This is a genomic window from Candidatus Buchananbacteria bacterium (assembly GCA_013359225.1).
Classification (GTDB): Bacteria; Patescibacteriota; Patescibacteriia; order Buchananbacterales; family UBA6539; genus JABWCG01.
This window is the reverse complement of the sequence record JABWCG010000002.1, coordinates 103,080-120,881: the sequence shown is the minus strand read 5'-3', so window position 1 is coordinate 120,881 and position 17,802 is coordinate 103,080. Positions and strand designations below refer to the sequence as shown.

At 43.3% G+C, this 17,802-nt stretch carries 17 protein-coding genes, 4 tRNA genes, 1 other RNA gene and 1 pseudogene; 13 read left to right on the top strand and 10 right to left on the bottom strand.

From position 1 onward, the window contains the following. Nucleotides 1–2: 2 nt before the first annotated feature. On the bottom strand, nt 3–776 hold the full coding sequence (locus HUU49_03750) for a ParA family protein (GenBank protein ID NUM25704.1): 774 nt from the start codon (nt 774–776) through the stop codon (nt 3–5). 75 nt (nt 777–851) lie between these two features. Between HUU49_03750 and HUU49_03745 the strand changes: the two genes are divergently transcribed. The 7 genes from HUU49_03745 to HUU49_03715 all read left to right on the top strand — a co-directional run bounded on the left by HUU49_03745 (nt 852) and on the right by HUU49_03715 (nt 3,348). Then, nucleotides 852–936 (top strand) — tRNA-Leu (locus HUU49_03745). Between the two features lie 38 nt (nt 937–974). Then, the gene (locus tag HUU49_03740) at nt 975–1,472 is read left to right on the top strand and encodes an NUDIX domain-containing protein (protein ID NUM25703.1); all 498 of its coding nucleotides are present in this window, start codon (nt 975–977) and stop codon (nt 1,470–1,472) included. A gap of 258 nt (nt 1,473–1,730) precedes the next feature. Then, nucleotides 1,731–2,045 (top strand): septal ring lytic transglycosylase RlpA family protein, encoded by a 315-nt coding sequence (locus HUU49_03735; GenBank protein NUM25702.1) that lies wholly within the window; start codon nt 1,731–1,733, stop codon nt 2,043–2,045. Nucleotides 2,046–2,124: 79 nt separating this feature from the next. Then, nucleotides 2,125–2,199: transfer RNA gene (locus HUU49_03730), tRNA-Met, on the top strand. Nucleotides 2,200–2,216: 17 nt separating this feature from the next. Then, a tRNA-Met gene (locus HUU49_03725) sits at nt 2,217–2,292 on the top strand. Nucleotides 2,293–2,404: 112 nt separating this feature from the next. Beyond that, nucleotides 2,405–2,878, top strand: a complete 474-nt coding sequence (locus HUU49_03720) for a hypothetical protein (GenBank protein NUM25701.1) — start codon at nt 2,405–2,407, stop codon at nt 2,876–2,878. Continuing rightward, nucleotides 2,878–3,348, top strand: a complete 471-nt coding sequence (locus HUU49_03715; GenBank protein NUM25700.1) for a hypothetical protein — start codon at nt 2,878–2,880, stop codon at nt 3,346–3,348. Before HUU49_03720 ends, HUU49_03715 begins: the two co-directional genes overlap by 1 nt. A 59-nt stretch (nt 3,349–3,407) precedes the next feature. Here the strand turns inward: HUU49_03715 and HUU49_03710 are convergent, their stop codons facing one another. The 8 genes from HUU49_03710 to HUU49_03675 form a co-directional block, all read right to left on the bottom strand. Next, complete coding sequence (locus HUU49_03710; protein ID NUM25699.1) at nt 3,408–4,676, bottom strand: insulinase family protein; 1,269 nt, start codon at nt 4,674–4,676, stop codon at nt 3,408–3,410. Nucleotide 4,677: 1 nt separating this feature from the next. Next, a complete protein-coding gene (locus tag HUU49_03705) occupies nt 4,678–6,063 on the bottom strand; it encodes a glycine--tRNA ligase (protein ID NUM25698.1) in 1,386 nt (461 codons plus the stop codon). A gap of 51 nt (nt 6,064–6,114) precedes the next feature. Next, nucleotides 6,115–6,678 carry a hypothetical protein gene (locus tag HUU49_03700; protein ID NUM25697.1) on the bottom strand — a complete coding sequence of 188 codons (564 nt, stop codon included), beginning with the start codon at nt 6,676–6,678 and terminating at the stop codon, nt 6,115–6,117. A gap of 2 nt (nt 6,679–6,680) precedes the next feature. After that, the gene (locus tag HUU49_03695) at nt 6,681–10,079 is read right to left on the bottom strand and encodes a carboxypeptidase regulatory-like domain-containing protein (protein ID NUM25696.1); all 3,399 of its coding nucleotides are present in this window, start codon (nt 10,077–10,079) and stop codon (nt 6,681–6,683) included. Further along, on the bottom strand, nt 10,072–11,043 hold the full coding sequence (locus tag HUU49_03690) for a hypothetical protein (protein ID NUM25695.1): 972 nt from the start codon (nt 11,041–11,043) through the stop codon (nt 10,072–10,074). The genes HUU49_03695 and HUU49_03690 overlap by 8 nt, the downstream gene beginning before the upstream one ends. Nucleotides 11,044–11,052: 9 nt before the next feature. After that, nucleotides 11,053–11,787 (bottom strand): hypothetical protein, encoded by a 735-nt coding sequence (locus HUU49_03685; GenBank protein NUM25694.1) that lies wholly within the window; start codon nt 11,785–11,787, stop codon nt 11,053–11,055. A gap of 112 nt (nt 11,788–11,899) precedes the next feature. Beyond that, complete coding sequence (locus tag HUU49_03680; GenBank protein NUM25693.1) at nt 11,900–12,457, bottom strand: hypothetical protein; 558 nt, start codon at nt 12,455–12,457, stop codon at nt 11,900–11,902. A gap of 86 nt (nt 12,458–12,543) precedes the next feature. Continuing rightward, nucleotides 12,544–13,626, bottom strand: a complete 1,083-nt coding sequence (locus tag HUU49_03675; GenBank protein ID NUM25692.1) for an AI-2E family transporter — start codon at nt 13,624–13,626, stop codon at nt 12,544–12,546. An 85-nt stretch (nt 13,627–13,711) separates the two neighbouring features. Here HUU49_03675 and smpB point away from each other — a divergent pair, with 85 nt between their 5' ends. From smpB to HUU49_03645, 6 genes are all read left to right on the top strand, one after another. Continuing rightward, nucleotides 13,712–14,161: an SsrA-binding protein SmpB gene (gene smpB, locus HUU49_03670; GenBank protein NUM25691.1), complete on the top strand. Its 450-nt coding sequence runs from the start codon at nt 13,712–13,714 to the stop codon at nt 14,159–14,161. Next, nucleotides 14,162–14,554: a transfer-messenger RNA gene (gene ssrA / locus HUU49_03665) on the top strand. It begins immediately after the preceding gene. A gap of 22 nt (nt 14,555–14,576) precedes the next feature. Beyond that, the gene (locus tag HUU49_03660; protein NUM25690.1) at nt 14,577–15,128 is read left to right on the top strand and encodes a translation initiation factor IF-3; all 552 of its coding nucleotides are present in this window, start codon (nt 14,577–14,579) and stop codon (nt 15,126–15,128) included. Between the two features lie 51 nt (nt 15,129–15,179). Beyond that, the gene (locus HUU49_03655) at nt 15,180–15,380 is read left to right on the top strand and encodes a 50S ribosomal protein L35 (protein NUM25689.1); all 201 of its coding nucleotides are present in this window, start codon (nt 15,180–15,182) and stop codon (nt 15,378–15,380) included. Nucleotides 15,381–15,397: 17 nt separating this feature from the next. Beyond that, nucleotides 15,398–15,745, top strand: a complete 348-nt coding sequence (gene rplT / locus HUU49_03650; GenBank protein NUM25688.1) for a 50S ribosomal protein L20 — start codon at nt 15,398–15,400, stop codon at nt 15,743–15,745. A 31-nt stretch (nt 15,746–15,776) separates the two neighbouring features. Continuing rightward, nucleotides 15,777–15,853 (top strand) — tRNA-Asp (locus HUU49_03645). Between the two features lie 1,149 nt (nt 15,854–17,002). Here the strand turns inward: HUU49_03645 and HUU49_03640 are convergent. After that, nucleotides 17,003–17,473, bottom strand: a pseudogene (locus HUU49_03640) (recombinase family protein). Between the last annotated feature and the right edge of the window lie 329 nt (nt 17,474–17,802).

The window sequence follows — 17,802 nt, the reverse complement described above, 5'->3', positions numbered from 1 at the left end:
AGCTAATAAAGATAATTTTCTTGTTCAATAATTTCCCGCGCCAGATCTTCGTAGGCTTTAGCACCACTTGACCGGCTGTCATATGATAAAATTGTCTGTCCAAAACTGGGCGATTCAGTCAGGCGGACATTACGCGGAACGATGGTATTAAAAAGCTTAAAAGGAAAGTGCTCTTTTAGTTCATTAACCACCTGGGCCGAAAGCTTATTTCGTTTGTCATACATTGTTACTACTGCGCCCAAAACATTAAGCTCGGGCTTAAGATTATTTTTAACCAAATCAACCGTGCCAAGCAGTTGCCCTAAACCTTCCAAAGCAAGATATTCAGCCTGAACTGGGATTACAACTTCATCAGCCGCTACCAAACCGTTAATGGTCAGTAAATCAAGCGAAGGCGGACAATCAATGATGATATAATCATAATCATGTTTTACTTCAAGCATGGTCTGGCGAAGCCGAAATTCCCGTTCATCCATATTAACTAATTCAACGCGCGCCCCAGCCAGGTCAGCCGTTGCCGGCGCAATCTTGTAGCCCGGATGCGACGTGCCTTTAATAATCTCCCGAAATGAAATTGGTTCAATCAGCGTGTTATAAACACCCTGGGTTAATTTACTTAAATCAAGTCCCAGGCCGGATGTGGCATTAGCCTGCGGGTCAAGGTCAACCAATAAAACAAACTTACCCAGCCAGGCCAGATAAGCTCCCAAATTGATAGCGGTAGTAGTCTTGCCGACTCCGCCCTTCTGATTAACAATAGCAATGGTGCGCGACATGACTATATTATAGTAGAAAAAACCTCCTTTGACAATTTTAAAATAGTGCATTATAATTGACTTTGTTGTAATTACGCCCGAGTGGTGAAATTGGTATACACGCACGACTCAAAATCGTGTGCCGAAAGGCATGAGAGTTCGAGTCTCTCCTCGGGCACCAGTCTCGCCTTGCCATCAAGCAAGGTGGGTGAAAAAATTATGGAACAAGTTCCAGTAGAAAACCGAGTAGTAACCCAACCCTTCATCGCCGGTGGTTGTCTGATCAAAAAAGACGACCGTTTTTTGTTAGTCCAAGAAAATGTGGCTGAAAAAGGCAGTTGGAATCATCCGGCAGGCTGGATTGACCTTTACGAAAATATCATTGATGGCGCTAAACGAGAAGCAGAAGAAGAAACAGGCCTAAAAATAAAAATTGTCGGTTTTCTTGGAGTCTATTCCCTTATTAAAAAAAGTGCCCGGACCGGCCGGACAGTCCATGCCGTTAAATTCATCTTTGCCGCCGAACCAGTTACAGAAAATATCCAGCTTGATCCAGAAGAGATTATGGATGCCCGCTGGTTTACTCTTGAAGAAATTAAAAAGCTTAAAGCCGACGGCGTCCTGCGAGATCACGATATTATTGATGCAGTTTCCCACTATTTAGATGGAAAAATATTTGATCCAACACCAATTGGTTACTACCGAGAGCAACTCTAAAACAATAAAAAATAAACAAAGAAGAAGAGTTTTTTAAAAAACTCTTCTTCTTTTATTAAAAACTCTTGACAGACTGAAATAAAAGTGTATAATAAAAACTTAGCTCTTTAGGAAACTGCAGCTTTGAATAAAAGAACGGCTCTAAAGACAAGGGTGGGCCTTGTCGCGCTATTCATCTACTTAAAGCTCAAATGAGAGGGAAAGAAAGTGAACTGTGCTATTTTTGTCGTGGCAGTAAGTCTGATCGTCGGCCCCCAAATGACGCCATTGTCGGAAAAACCGACTCTCACCGTTAGCTGGTATAACCTACCTGGCAACAAGATGGCAAACGGTGACGTCTTCAACAGTCGAGATAAGCACCTGGCTGCCCACAAAGATCTCCCATTCGGAACACCGGTCAAACTGACCAATCCGGATAACGGTAAAACCTTAACCGTCACTATCACCGACCGCGGTCCTTTTGTTAAAGGCCGAGACCTCGACGTCTCCAAAGCGGCAGCGGAATTTTTAGGTTTTACCCGCAAGGGGGTAACACAGCTGCAGTACGAAGTACTGCCACAGGCGACCAGCTGACCAGCTTGTCGCTTTTTTATATGTTTAAACGTTGACAGTAGAGACAATTTACTATATAGTAACCAGGTAATCAAACCGACGCGGGGTAGAGCAGTAGCAGCTCGCCAGGCCCATAACCTGGAGGTCGCGGGTGCAAATCCCGCCCCCGCAACCAAAGTGTCTTATACATACGGCGAGGTAGCTCAGTTGGTAGAGCAAAGGAATCATAACCCTTAGGTCGTGGGTTCGATCCCCACCCTCGCTACCAGATAGATTAAAAAATCCTTTCTTGTTTAAAGGGTTTTTTGTTTGTCTTTTCAAGTCAATTTTTTTTTGTTAAAATTAATTCAAAGACAAATAAAGGACTAATAAAATAAACTATGTACTTGTCAATCCATGCTGCCGCCGGGGTTTTAATTGGCAGCACCATTAATCACTCACTGATTTCATTCATTGTCGGCTTCATTTCCCACTTTTTCCTGGACATGATGCCACATGCCGACGCCAATATCGATTCTAAAGGCCACAACGCCAAAACATTACGAAGAAAATACTTTAACAAAATCGTCGCCCTAGTCTACTTTGAAATCTGTGTTGCCGTCATTATTGTCGCGGCACTTTTAACTAACAATATTCACCTTATTACCGGACCGATTATCTGGGGGGTAATTGGATCAATCCTACCTGACATTCTCCAGGCATCAAGTTTCTTATTCCCCAAAAACCGTTTTCTTAAAAAATTCAACGACTTTCATCATCTTGTCCACTACTCGCCGGAAAAAAATATCTCTTTTATTCTGGGGCACCTCACCCAGCTTATTGCTTTGATTGTCATCATTAAACCGCTGATCTAATGTTTCTTACTGTTCACTCGGCCGCCGGAGTTTTAATCGCCGAACAAACTAATAATATCGGCCTTGCTTTTGTGCTGGGATTTTTTTCTCATTTCCTGCTTGATATGATCCCCCATGGAGACACCACTCTGGTAAAAGAAAAATTCAAGTTTTCGGCGCATGAGGTTTTACTGCTAAAAAAGTTAACCGCCATTGACGTTATTGTAATGACTATCAGCCTCACCAGCCTATACTTAACCGGGCAGATTCAAAACTTTTGGGTGGCGCTTTTCGCAGTTGCCGGAACAATTATGCCGGACTTTCTCCAGGGCATTTATGTTCTCACCAAGACTAAATTGCTTGAAAAATATTTTTCGATCCACTGGAACCTGCACTACGCCTTAAAAGGTCTGACAGTGCCTTTTAAAGCCGGCATGACAATTCAGGCAATATTTCTTTTAACTTTTTTGGCGCTGATTATTTTTACCTGACAGTCCAATCAAAAAGACCCTTTGGTTTTCACGAAGGGTCTTTTTGATATAGCAACAGGTTAAAGTTTCAACAGTTTTTTAAACTCAGCTGAATTCTTAAACGGACCAATCATTGCCAAATTAAAATGTTTTGATTGAAAAATCTCTTTTGCCACTGTGGCAACATCGAAAAGACTTACCGCTGAAATCTTTTTCAGCCTCTCAGCCGGCGTATATGTTTTACCTAAAAGTAAAACTTGTTTGCCATACCAATCAGCAATATTTTCAGAATCTTCTAGATCTAAAATCAGCTTACCCTTTAAAAAATCTTTTGCGGCGCGCAATTCTTTCGGAGTTACACCGTTAGCCTTAATATCTTGAAGTTCAGCAATAATTAGGACAAGAGCTTCTTTAATCCGCTTGCGGTCAAGTCCGGCCTGGACCAAAAAGTTTCCCGTATCGTGATAAGTGCTTAAATCAGTTCTGATATAATACGCCAAACCGTGTTTCTCGCGAACATTGATAAACAACCTGGAACTCATATTGCCGCCCAAAATAACCGCCAAAACATATAAAGCAAAAATTTTGGGGTTTGCCGTCTCAAATGCCGGAAAACCAAGCCCCAACTGAACCTGCTGCGTATCCTTATACAATATATTCACCCGCGGTTGAGATTGTCTAATCTGAATTTTTTTGAAACTTTTTTTGTTTTTTGTTTTTGATGCGAGTCCAAAATATTGATTAGCCAGCCTCTTGACGGTGTTAGTCTTAAAATTACCCGCCACTGTCAATACAATATTATGCGGCTGATAATGTTGTTGTTTGTAAGCCACAATCTGCTGGCGCGAAACGGTTTTTATCACCTGCTTAGGGCCGGAAATCAACCAACCCAGCGGATGATTGCCAAAAATCGTTTGTTCGAAAAGTCCACCCAAATGAATCAGCGGATTGTCGTTATACATATTGATTTCTTCAATAATCACTCCCCGCTCTTTGTCTATTTCCGCCTGGTCAAAAGTGGAATTAAACAACATGTCGGATAAAATATCAAACGCTAATTCAATGCGTTCAGCCGCAACCTTGATGTAATAACCAGTATGATCTTTGCCGGTAAAAGCATTATACTCGGCGCCCACAGCATCAAGCTCTTTGGTAATGTCTAGGCTAGTCGGCCGCTTCGCCGTACCCTTAAACAATAGATGTTCAACAAAATGCGAAACGCCATTAATTTTTTTGGTCTCATAGCGAGAACCAACCGGCAGCAATACTAAAACTGTCACCGCCTTTGTTTCCGTAAGCGGTGCCAGTATTAATCGCAAACCATTTTTCAATTTACTGCTTTGGTGCACGTTATAATTCTAATTTATTCTTTAAATATTCTGCCAGTTGAGCAATCTTAATTCGATCCTGCTTCATTGAATCACGATCACGGACTGTCACTGATTGATCAGTCAAACTGTCAAAATCAACCGTAATACAATACGGGGTACCAATTTCATCTTGGCGGCGGTAGCGGCGGCCGATACTTTGTGTTTCGTCGTAATTAACCGAAAAATATTTTCGTAATGTTTTGGAAATTTCCTTAGATAATTTCGATAATTCCTCTTTCTTAGACAACGGCAATACCGCAATCTGATATGGTGCCAAATCTTTTGGAAATTTCATCACCACCCGAGTTTCGGTTTTACCATCGGCAGTTGGCGCTTTTTCTTCATGATAGGCGGCGACCAACACTGCCAACAATGTTCGATCCACGCCCCAAGTCGGTTCAATCACATGTGGCACAAATTTTTCAGAAGTTTTTGGGTCAGTGTAGGATAAATCCTGGCCGCTGGAGTTGGTGTGATTCTTTAAATCAAAATCGGTTCGATAGGCCAAGCCATACAGCTCATCTTGTCCAAACGGAAATTTAAAATCAATATCAATTGTCCGCTTTGAATAGTGTGCCAGTTCATCTTTAGGAATTTCCCGATACACTACGTCTTTTTGTGAAATACCCAACGCCTCAATCCAGGCTTTCATTTCATCCAACCAATGTTCAAAATATTTTTGCCAGTCTTTTTCCTGAATAAAATATTCAATTTCCATTTGTTCAAATTCTCGAGTACGAAATATAAAATTTCCGGGAGTAATTTCATTGCGAAATGCCCGACCAACCTGGGCGATCCCAAACGGAAAACCAACGCGAGTCGTATCGACAACATTTTTAAAATCAACAAACATTGCCTGAGCGGTTTCCGGCCGCAAATATGCAACAGCACCGTCGTCTTCAACCGGACCAATATACGTTTTAAACATCAGGTTGAATTTTCGTACTTCGGTTAATTCTCCGCCACACTCCGGACAAATTTTTAACTCCTTAGGAACCTCTTTCATTGTTCCTAAATCAGGTTTAATGCCCTTAGCAGCCAGCAAATGATCGGCCCGGAAGCGTTTCTTACATTTTTTACAATCAACTAACGGATCGGTGAAATTTTTCAAGTGCCCGGAAGCTTCCCAAACCCGGGGATTCATAATCAATGAGGCGTCAATACCGACGACATCATCACGACCATGCACAAATCGGCGCCACCACTTTCGCTTGATGTTGTTTTTTAATTCAACCCCAAGCGGACCATAATCAAACGTATTGGCAAAGCCGCCGTAAATTTCTGAGGATGGGAAAATAAAGCCTCTTTGTTTGGTCAAAGAGACAATTTTATCCATCAATTCGTTTTTCATTTGCTTTTTTGACATAAAAATAGCTTAGCTGATTTTAGCATTTTTTTCAACCCCAAAACAGTCGAACTAAATAAGCCAGGACACAACGACAGCGCTAACTAAGGGCACGGAAATATTATCATCAATTTTCCAGGGCAGGCTTTCAACGATAGCCGATACCGTCGCGGCCTTGAAACTTACCCCTAACACAAACAAAGTTGTCAAATCAGGCGACATCCAGCGCAACAAAACATAAGCGCCGACTGTTCCAAACAGTATAAATGCCACACTACCGATATAGCTCTTATTCCTGTTCCAGGCCAGCTCTTGGGTTTTAAAATTTTTACCGACCAGTGTTGCCATGCCGTCACCCAATGCCAGAATCCCCCAACTCGCAGCCACTACCTCAAACGGAAAAACTAACACCAACACCAACAGCACCAAAAAATAATTTACCGCACCCTGGCTATATTTTTTATCTTCCCGGCGATAAAAATGATGTCGTCCACGCAATCGGGGAACAATAAACAGCACCACTAACAAAAATCCGAACAACAACAACGCCGCTGTGGTCCGATTTAAATATTTTAGACTAAAAGCAAAAACCAAAAGTAAGATATGAACGGCTTGACGTTTTTCCTCTTTAAACATACTTAACCAAAAATGTTAGGTTTTTCACCACCAGACTGAGGTTTTGGTGGTTCGGGCGCCTTTGGCGCTGATGTGGTAGTTGCCGGTTTAGGCGTATTATCTTTTGACTGATTTAATTTGGCGATTTTTTCTTCCAGATTTTCTTTAATATCATCAATTTTTTCTTCAAGCTGTTCTAAATTTTCTTGGCGATCCTCAACTTCCGCCTCAATTTGTTCAACCTCTTTTTTCGCCTTAATCAGCTCCTCAAGGGATTCCCTACCCACTTCCAAATGGCTCAACTTTTGGAAAATATCATCACTATCCAAAACCGGCTGATCAACCTCGTGTGTTGGCTGAGTAGCTGATACGGCGGGCAAACCAACCTTGTCGGCCGGTGGTTTAGCCGGTAACGGTGCGGCTGGTTTAATTTCTGGCGCCGGAGCTTCAGTAACGCCCTGACCCTTTTCCAAAGGAATATCCATTCCGACCACTGCATCTTTACCCTTTTCAGACAAATCAATGTCAGAGGTTTTAGCCTGCTTATAGCCTAATTTTTCAGCCGTCACATAATAGACATTGTTGTTTACTAAGAATGAGTAACGACCCTTGCTGTCAGTAACCCTGGTTTCCAGCAACTTATTATATTTCTTGTCATAAATTCTGGCGATTGCCCGGCCCACTGGCCTTTTATTAGTGCTATCATAGACAATTCCCCAATTCTTCGGCGGTTTTTGATAGCCCAAGCGACGGAATAACACATACAGCAAACAATGAAACCCAAACATCACAAACGTCAGCGTTCCAGGACTAATAATCATCGAAATTGCAGCCAATGGTATGGCTGAAAAAGCGGCAATGTACTGGACTTTGCGTAAATAGTACTGCAAAATAACCCGCGCCACTGGCTTTTCTTCCACAATCGGATCAATGGGAATATTGGCCGTAATGTCCGCTCGCTGTTCGGTGACGTCAACGTCTTCGCCGTGATACAAATCAAGGTAGCGCACATCTTCTTTTTCATCTTTCAAGTGCTGTGTTGGGAAATCGTACTTCGGCTTAGTGACCGTCATGTAATACTTTCCGGGATCAATCAAGAAACTATATCGCCCATCTTTGTCGGTAACCTGGGAACGAACCAGCTGACCGTTGTCTTTTCGATATAACCGGACAATCGCCAAATCAACGGGCTGTTTGGTTAATGAATTATAAACAACTCCCCACTTGCGACGCTTACGACGGAACAACACTGCAAACGGTTGGGTGACAAAAAACTGAACGTACGAGAAAAAGTTGAAGAAAGAAAAAGTAGCAAAGGTGTTAACCGCAACCGCCGTTACTAATACCGGCGCAATTGTCTCGTTGGCCGTCTCAACAACCGGGTTATTTAAAACCTGATCAACGACGACGTCGGAAATAACTTCTGAAACATTATTAAATACTTCCGTTAAATTAAGTTCACTGCTGTCAGATGGCTTGGTACACCCCGGATCGGCCGGATAATCAGTCAGACCGTCGCCATCATTGTCCAGTCCGTCAAGACATTTAGTAAGCGTCAAACGAAATTCCGGCGGCAATCCACAGTCAACAGGACACGACCAAACCGTTTCATTAGTTTCGCAACTGTTATTACCACAACAAGGAGTGGTTGCTAAACAGCTGCAACTGCCCAAATCAATCTGCTGACAAGTCGAACAGGCCACTTCACAATCACCGCCGCAAGCCCTAACCTCCGGCGGACGATCAAGGTTTAGATTGCAATTATTCAAATCATAACATTCACGGCTCTGGACACCATTAGCACACGCTCCCCAGCCGTTACAGGTCCAGTTCGGTTGACAAGCCTCAACACAATCCTGGGCGCAAGCAACATGATTTTCACCGCTTTCACAAATGCCATTGCCACAACAGGTGACTTGCTCAACGCAAGTACACGTTGCCGCATCAATCGCCTGACAGGTGCCGCAACTTAAGCCAACACAGACCCCGCCGCAAGTTTGGCTGGTGGCCGGTTTATTAATCGGCACTGGACAGGCATTTTTATCAAAACAATCGCGAGTTTGAATTCCGGTCGTAGGACAAACCGCCGGTGACCAATCGCTACACTCCCAATCAGACAGACAATCAGCCGGACAGTCAACTACACAACTATAGGGGTCTTCTCCTGGCGGCTCACAGTTGCCGTTGCCACAGCAATTTGGCCGCACGACACAAGAACAGCTGTTGGCGTCCAAATCCTGACACGGGCCGCAGGTAACGCCCGGACACACATCACAATCCTGCTCATAGCTATAATCGCTTTCGCACTTTGGAACAGTTTGGTCAACACAATCAACAGTTTGTTTACCAGTGGTATTATTGCAAGCCTGCGGCGTACAAATAAAATTAGGGCTACAGGAGCATTCCGGATCGCCCGGTGTTGAGCTGTCCGAACAATTTGAGGCCGGATAATCACAAAAACCGTCATTATCATCGTCCAAACCATTAGTACAATTTTCAACCCCGCCAGTCGTCAAAAAAGAACCGTTATGCACCGCTTGCAACGAGCCGCTAGTGGCGGTAATACGGTAAAAATAAACAGTATTTGGCGTTAATCCGTTGATGGCGTGACTATAGTTTCCTCCGGACAAACTAGCTGAACCCTCGCTGACGGCAACTGTCTTGCCCCACTCCAACAATGACCCGGTTGACTGACACGGCGTCGTCCAGCTAACCGCAGCGCTCGTATTGGTTGTTGAAACCGAAACGCCAGTAATTAAAATTTCACTCTGACACGAGCCCGAACAGCAATCACCGCCAACGACATTACCGTCATCACACTGCTCACCAGGATCAATCGAAGCATTGCCGCAACCAAACTCCAATTGACACGAAGCCGAACAGCCGTCGCCTGAAACCAAGTTTGTGTCATCACACTCTTCACCGGCCTCAATAACACCATTGCCGCAACCAGGCACTACGCACGGCTGGCTAACCGGCCAAGATGAACAGCCATTAGTGCAAAAGCCCGATTTGGTTCCGGCAACACAAGCACCATAACTACAGGTGGTTGCAACCGGAATACAGCTGGGACCGACAACCTGACAACCGCAACTGTCATTGCAAAATTCACCAGAGGCACAATCAGAATCAGCCTCACACTCTTCGCCGGCTTCAATCGCGTTATCACCACATACAGGACACGTACAATCAGAGTTACAACTGCCATTGTAACAACTGTCTGCATCATCTGTGCCATCACACGCTTCGCCGGCCTCAGCAACACCATTACCGCAGGAGACGCTCGTGCCGGAAACCGTAGCGTTGATATTAACGCTTGCCGCACGGACCGGTAAAAAAATTAATGATAATAAAGTAAAACCAAAAACAACCGTCAAGGCAAAACTTACAAATAAAATCTTTTTAGCTTGGCTGCTATTCATTGATTTTCTTGGTCAGTTTTTTCTTTAAACGGTTAATCTTATTATTCAGCCTGATTAAAAAGACAACGATTACAACAAGCACCACGCCGGTTAGCAGTAAACGCCAAGGCCAAATCGAAAAAGATATTGTTTCAGTCAGACGCTGTGGCGAGGTTGAGCCATACTCCAATTCAAGCGTGGCAGTATGCGGACCGATCGCCAAAAAATCAAACTCCTGGCTTAATTTTGTCAAAAATGTCGATACCAAATTGGTGTTATTGCCAACACTTCCCCAAACCACCTCAAACAGCCGGGTACTATTAGGCAACACGTTTCTTCGCTCCGGATTTATTTCCAAATAATGCTTTTGGCCGAAAATATTTTTCACCTCAACAGTCCCGGTCGGCCGCAAGTGAATATTTCCGGAATTAGTAAAGCGAACCGTAAAATCAACCGGTAATTCAAAAAAGGTGTCTGGCTGCTTCAATCCAAAATCAGATACTTCCCCGCTTTCCGTAACGGCGCCGGAAATTTTTAGAAAAACTAACGTACCCACCCGGCTATTAATCCCCACTGGTGCCTGGTTTTCTCCGGCCAAAGAAGTTTGCCAAAAAATCACAGCATAGTAGCCGCCCGGAACCGCATCAAACGGTACTTTAACGGTAAATGGCACCAACGCCACTTGGCGCGGCGTTAAAGTAATTTCTTTTTGCTCAACAGCAAACCAATTCAAATAATCATACTGCGCTTCCGGCGGCAAATATACCGGCTGGCCGGTTTCATCCCCGCTGGTAAATGCTTCTACCACAGACGATAAAACCACATTTTCAGCTGTTTCGTTAAACAGCTTCACCAAACCATTAACCGTTTCGCCGGGTGCGGCTTCAAGTTCAATAATCGGCGAAAATATGGTGGTGGCTGATGCCGCCGGAGAAAAAAACAGCACACCGACGGCAAAAATACAGATGAAAATAAAGCGCTTCATTGGGTAAATTTAAAAATTAGCAGTCGCCGAATACGTTAAGGTGGTAGTATATGTTCCCGATTCAGTTGAAGCAGAAATGTTAGCAAGGTATGAAACCGTAAAAGTCGTCTGATTAATTGCCGAGCCCGAGGAGGCTACGGTGTCACCGCTGGCAAAAGCAAAACTATTGGCAATGGCATACTGTCCTGCCGCCGAACCAATTGGCGCCGTACCGGACGGTGCCAAACCTATCGCCGGCGAAGTGTTAGCCACCAGATTAATTCCAAACTGTTCGCTTCCCACTGTCGATGCAGCGGCCGTACCACCGATGGCTGTAATAGTATTAGCACCGCTGGTCAATGTGGATCCGGAAACCGTGACGCTAAAACCGTTTGAGGCATTAGTATCAACCACCATGGTGTTGCTGTCAGTTTTAGCCGAACTTGAACTCAAAGCCCCCAACTCAATGGCGGTATCGGCAATACTCAAAGTGATATATTGGTCAGGATACATTTCCTGAAACCCGGCCTTTAATCCATATAAAGTTGAGGCAGACGTTGCCGATAAAATCATTGCCTCACCAATCGTGTCATACAATGAATACAGATCAGAACTTGACGTTGCTAAACCACCAGAACTAAAAACATCAGCATAGATGATATAGTTAGTGCTCTCGGTTCGGGCAAAAATGTTTGCCGGAACGCTTAAAACGCCTACAACCAAAATACAGGAAAACGCGAAAAATTTTTTTATTTTATTTTTCATGACAACAACAAAAAAATAGTCAAAATGTTAGTATTATTATACTAAAAAATCGACCAAGAATCAAAAGTGGCCCGGTTGAACCGAGCCACTGTCTGCTGTTTTATGTTTTCGTTTATTTATTTTCGCCCTGATTAGCGATATAATCATTGATGGCCTGAACCACTCGTGAATCTTCCTTAAGATCTTCCATTAAAATCACATGATCGCGATTGATAATCATTTCATCACGGGGGCCGTGCAATTCATTGCCCAGCTTAATTAAAGTCAGACGCTGCTGACCCTGCTGCTGTTCCTCTTCGGTTGGGGCTGGCTCATCTTGGCTGCGCTGCAATGGCTGGGTTACAACCTGCAAATAGTAGATGTCATGCAATACCACCGAGTCGGATCCAATCTTACTAACCTTACCAAAGTAGACCTGACCATTGGTCAAAAAGACCGCCTGCCATGTATTTTGAAAATATGAAGTTCCTGGAATCAAACCGGTGCCAACGCCCGTGTAACTGGCAATCAGATACACGCCGCCGCCGATAATTACCAAGACAATAATCAAAGTGATAAAACCCTTAAACCAGGAACCGCCGCCGGTTTTTGGACTGGCGACTAAACCAACTGGCCGTGATGAAGCCATGTCGGCTGGTTTAGAAACTTTTGGTGGCATTGGGTACGCCATGTTTACCTCCTTCAAAGGATGTTGGAAAAAAAATTTTCTTCCCTACGTTAATAAATTAATACGTCTATAGTATACAACGTTATCTATTAGTTGGAAATACCACCGTCATGATCAAGTCCGGCTTTGATTTCCGACAACTCCGATTTTTGAACAAAATCTTTCACAATAATACCAATCGCGGTTGCCACCGGAATTGCCAAAATCAATCCGACAATGCCGGCCAGGCGCGCACCAATCAACATCACAATAATAATCACCACCGGGTTTAAGCCGACTGATTTTTTCATCACCTGCGGCACCAACAAATTATTCTCCACCTGCTGAATTACCACATACAAAATCAAAACCGCCATACCGCGGCCAAAAGAAAACGGCGGCACGGTAAAACCCAAAAAGACTGCCGGCACCGCGCCAATAATCGGCCCGATATACGGAACCAGCTCCGTTAAGCCCGCCACCAATGCCAGCACCAACGCGTATTTGGGCAACAAAAAGATCAAACCGATAAACGATAAAATGCCAATCAATAATCCAAGAATCAACTGGCCGCGCGCCCAGTCCCCTGTCTTTTTCTGGATTGCAATAAATAAACTGCTGAAGTGTTGATGGTATTTTGCCGGCGCCACGGCCCGAAACAACCTAGCGACCGAATCTTTTTCCACAACTAAATAAAAGGTGATGACTAAAATCATCACGAAGTTAACAATATTTTCAAAAACCGTCACGATAAAACCATACGCGCTGCCCGCAGCCTGGCGCAAGGTGGTCTGCAGTCCCTGCAAGCCGCTTAAAATATTTTCCGTTAAACCCTGGTCCTGTGAATACTGCCGGACACTTTCAAAATTTTCCATTAAACGCGACCACAGGCTGGGAAAATTCTGAGTCAGCAGGCCGATTTGTTCAACAATCGGCGGGATCAACATTCGCACCGTCAAAAACAAAAATAATAACAGCGTGACATAAATCAAGCCAACCCCAAGTCCGCGCGGAACTTTTTTTTGTTCCAGCCAATTAACCAGTGGCTCAATCAGCGCCGCAAAAATAACCGAGATAAACAAAAGCAAAATAATGTCCCGGATAAAATAGATAAACAAAAACACCAACAAAATTCCTAAGATTTTTAAAATTGTTCCGGTGGAAATATTGATTGTTAAATTTTTATTTTCCATGGTTTTTACTTGCTTTATTTTTTAAATTATACTAAATTTCACCTCTGAGTGTCAATTTACATTTCATGGTATACTGCTAATATATATGCCCAGCATTACTGTCAATAAAAAAGGATTGCACGAGTATCAGGTCCTGGAAAAATTCGAGGCCGGTATTGTATTATCCGGGCCGGAAGTAAAATCAGTTAAGGGCGGGCAAATTAACTTAAAGGGTAGCCACGTGACGGTTGACCACAAAAACGAAGTATGGCTGTTAAATGCTCATATCTCCCCTTACAAGTTCGCCAGCCGGACTCAAATTGGCTATGATCCGACGCAAAGCCGCAAACTCCTTTTGACTAAAAAAGAGGTTGATTATTTACGCGGCAAAAGTAAAGAACAAGGCTTGACAATTATGCCTATTTCTGTATATACTAAAGGAAGTCTGATCAAGATTGAAATTGGTCTTGTAAAGGGGAAAAAGCAGCGAGACAAGCGCGAAGATATCAAAAAACGCGACCTTGAACGCCAACTCCGCAATAAAATCAGGCGTTAGGGGGATGACTAAAATCGATAGAATTTTGGTTTAAAGTACTCAAGTCGAGCGTTGGTACGGTTTAGCTCGTAAATATCAACCTGCCATCAAAGATAAGTGCCAAATCACTTGTCGCTAAAGTTCGAGGCGCTTTCAGCTCCTTGGCTTTAGCTCCAGCTTTGGCCTAAAACCCAAAGCCATCAGACCGGACCACGCCTAATAGCCGGACCCTGGTGCTATACATTAGGCTAGACTGCTTAGCTGCCTAACTAATCAGTTAAAACAACCCAGGCTGGATCGAACGCGGTTTCGTCAGTTTTAGACGCTTCGATCAAGATTAAAAGCTGAATAGACTTGTAAACCTACTTTATCTCTTCTTTCTAGACAGGGGTGCGATTCCCCTCATCTCCACCATTTATTATTAAACTAAACAGAATTGAGAATTTCCCGAAAAAAACCTAGATATAATCAGGTCCAGAACAAGCGTCATCGGACCAATCAATATATTCGTTCCGAACAGGTTCGGCTGATTGACGAGAATGGCGAAAACATTGGAATCGTCACCACCGCCAAGGCACTGGAAATGGCGCGAGACCTCGGACTTGATTTGGTTGAAGTATCCCCGCTGGCCAACCCACCGGTTGCAAAAATATTGAATTATAGTAAACTAAAATACCAGGAAGAAAAAGAACGCCGCAAAGAAAAAGCCAAACAGAAAAAGGTTGAAACCAAAGGTATTCGCCTATCGTTACGGATTTCCGAGCACGACACGGATGTGCGAATCAAACAAGCCCAAAAATTTTTGACCAATGAAGATAAAGTTAAGCTTGAAATCTTGCTTAAGGGACGAGAGCGACAGCATCAAGATTTGGCTAAAGAGATAATTGATAAGTTTATCCAAAAAGTCGGTGAAGCAGTTCCTGTTGTCATTGAACAGCCGTTAAATCGTCTGGGCAGCAAGCTGCAAGTCGTCATCGCTAAAAAATAATTAATCTGCACTCAGCAGCAAAAAGCTGTTTTTTAATTTTCACACCACATTATGAAATTAAAAACCCACAAATCAACTGCCAAAAAAGTTAAAGTAACTAAAGGCAAAAAAAAGAAGTTTTTGACCAAGCATGCCGGGCAAGATCATTTTAATGCTCGAGAAACCGGTAAAGTTTCACGACGCAAGCGTCGTTCACAAGACCTGTCGAAGTCTGATGTCAAAAACATCAAACGGTTAATTCCCTACTCATAACAAATTAAGTTACACGTATGCCGAGAGTTAAAAGAGGCACAAGCCACGCTGCCAGACGAAAACGACTGTTGAAAAAGACAAAGGGTTATCGCTGGAGCCGCCGCAATACTATTCGCGCCGCCAAAACGGCCGTGAATAAAGCCGGCACCCACGCGCTGCGCGACCGCCGCAAGAAAAAGCGAGATAATCGCTCAACCTGGACGATCCGCATCAACGCCGCTTGTCGCGCCAACGGTTTGACCTATTCTAAATTCATCAAACTGTTGAAAGACAACAAGATCGAAGCTGACCGCAAGGCGTTGTCACAGCTGGCCGAAAAGCAACCAAAGGCTTTTGCCAAAATTGTTGAACAAATCAAAAAATAATGTATAATGGGTCCTATGCGGACCCATTCACGGGGGCGTAGCTCAGTTGGTTAGAGCGTCTGCCTGTCACGCAGAAGGTCGAGGGTTCGAGCCCCTTCGCTCCCGCCATTCGGAAACAGAAGCCATATTGGCTGCTGTTTTTGTTTTACTTAAGTCATTATTTGCGGTTATAGTGGCGCTGTTTATGGAATTTGCCTGAATGATAAACTTATGCGGGTTATTCGCGCTATTCGTTAGTATTTGCGCGTTTATTTGCGGGTTATAGTAACAAAATTCAAATATCTCCCGACGTTTCTCCGGACCGGCTTCTCTAAACTTATTAACCAGCCTGGTTGTAAAATCAAAGTATTCTACACACAAATCAAACCAATTCTGACTTTGCCTGTCTGTGTCACCAATCCTTTCCTTGATAGATGACATCTCTTCGTCAATGATCTTTTTCTGTCTGACAAAATCAGCCTCACTTAAAAGTTCTCCGTTTTTATTTTCAGGTGAAATTTTAAGCCTTAGTAAATTATCAAATCTGATCTGACAATGTTTTAGCTCCCGATCCTGCTGGTCCTTGATTGCATCTCTGGTTTTGATTTCGTTCTCATTAGCATGATTTATTTCCTCGATTGCCAGCTTATAAAAATCTTCGTCTATGGTCATAGTTTCTAAAAAAGCCACTATCTGTTTTTCAAGCTCACCCTCTTTCACATAAGCGACGCCTCTGCACTTACAACAACGATAGTAGGTAATATCCTTGGCGGTAATCCCTGACATGTGGCCGCCGCAGATACCACAAGTCATAATATTAGAATATTTATAACATCGTTTGGGACTGACGTATTTTGTCCTTAAACCCAGGACTTCCTGAACTCTGTTAAATAACTCCCGACTGATAATTGCTTCATGGCGGCTTTGTGCTGGCAAATCCTCTGGTTCAATAATAGTCTCTTTCCAACGAATAGCCCCGTAATAGAAAGGGTTGGTTAAAATACGATAAACTGATGATTCGCTGAGCTTTTTGCCGCTTCTGTTGCCAATAATACCCCACTCCATAGCCATTTCAGCCAGTTCATCCAGTATGTATTGGTTGGTCGCTGATTTCTCAAATAATTTCGAAATTAGTTGTGCTAAAAATGGATCATGCTCTATCCGTCTCAATGGTCTTTTAATTTTGCTCAATGCAATTTGTTTTTCTAAACTATAATTTTTGCCAGCTATTTTTCCATTACTATCAAGATTCAAATAGCCTGTCGGCGCCATGCCGGGCCATTCTCCCTTTCGTAATTTTGCTTCAATGTCTCTTTTAACAAACTCTGAGGTATCGTCAGAGCTCTTCTTTGACATGGCAAAATTAAGGGCTAATATAAATTCCTGGCCGGAATCTTTTGTATATTGTTCGTGCGGTGTTCTTATTTCTTTAATAACTCCGTCCTTTAGCATATCAATAATCAAACCACCGTCTGTCATATTCCTCGCCAATCTGGAAATATGATAAACCAATATGGCATTAGCCTGACCTGATTCAATTAACTCAACCATTTCTAAAAATTTCGGGCGGCCACGACTATAGGCTGACTGAGATTCTGCAAAATCAAATTTAACCCTTAGCCCATATTTGTCGGCAAAAGCACTAAGCTCCTTTTTTTGGGAATCCAGGCTTAAAGTCTGCCGATCTTCAGACTCGCTTGATTTTCTCCTGTAGGAGACATAGATTAATTTTTCCTCTTGATTTTGCATATTTTTCTCCCAACCACAACGATACTACATTAAGTGTGGTCAGTAAATTGCTGGCTGTGAGCATCAAAATTGGCTATTTTTACCAGATTTATCAGCTTTAAAAACATATTATAAGCCTCCTGCCTGCCTAAGCGGACAGCATATTTCCTCTCGTAGAGGTCGATGAAGCGTTGTAGATTTTCCTCTCTAATATTCATCTTGGTTATAGCACCTTCCTAAGCCTGATTAAATTATCCCTTCAGCCTGCTGATTTGCTCTATTAAGCAAAATCCGCCCCGGGCTGAACAGGTACCCAGCTACGTGCACCTGTCCAACTCGGGACGGAATGT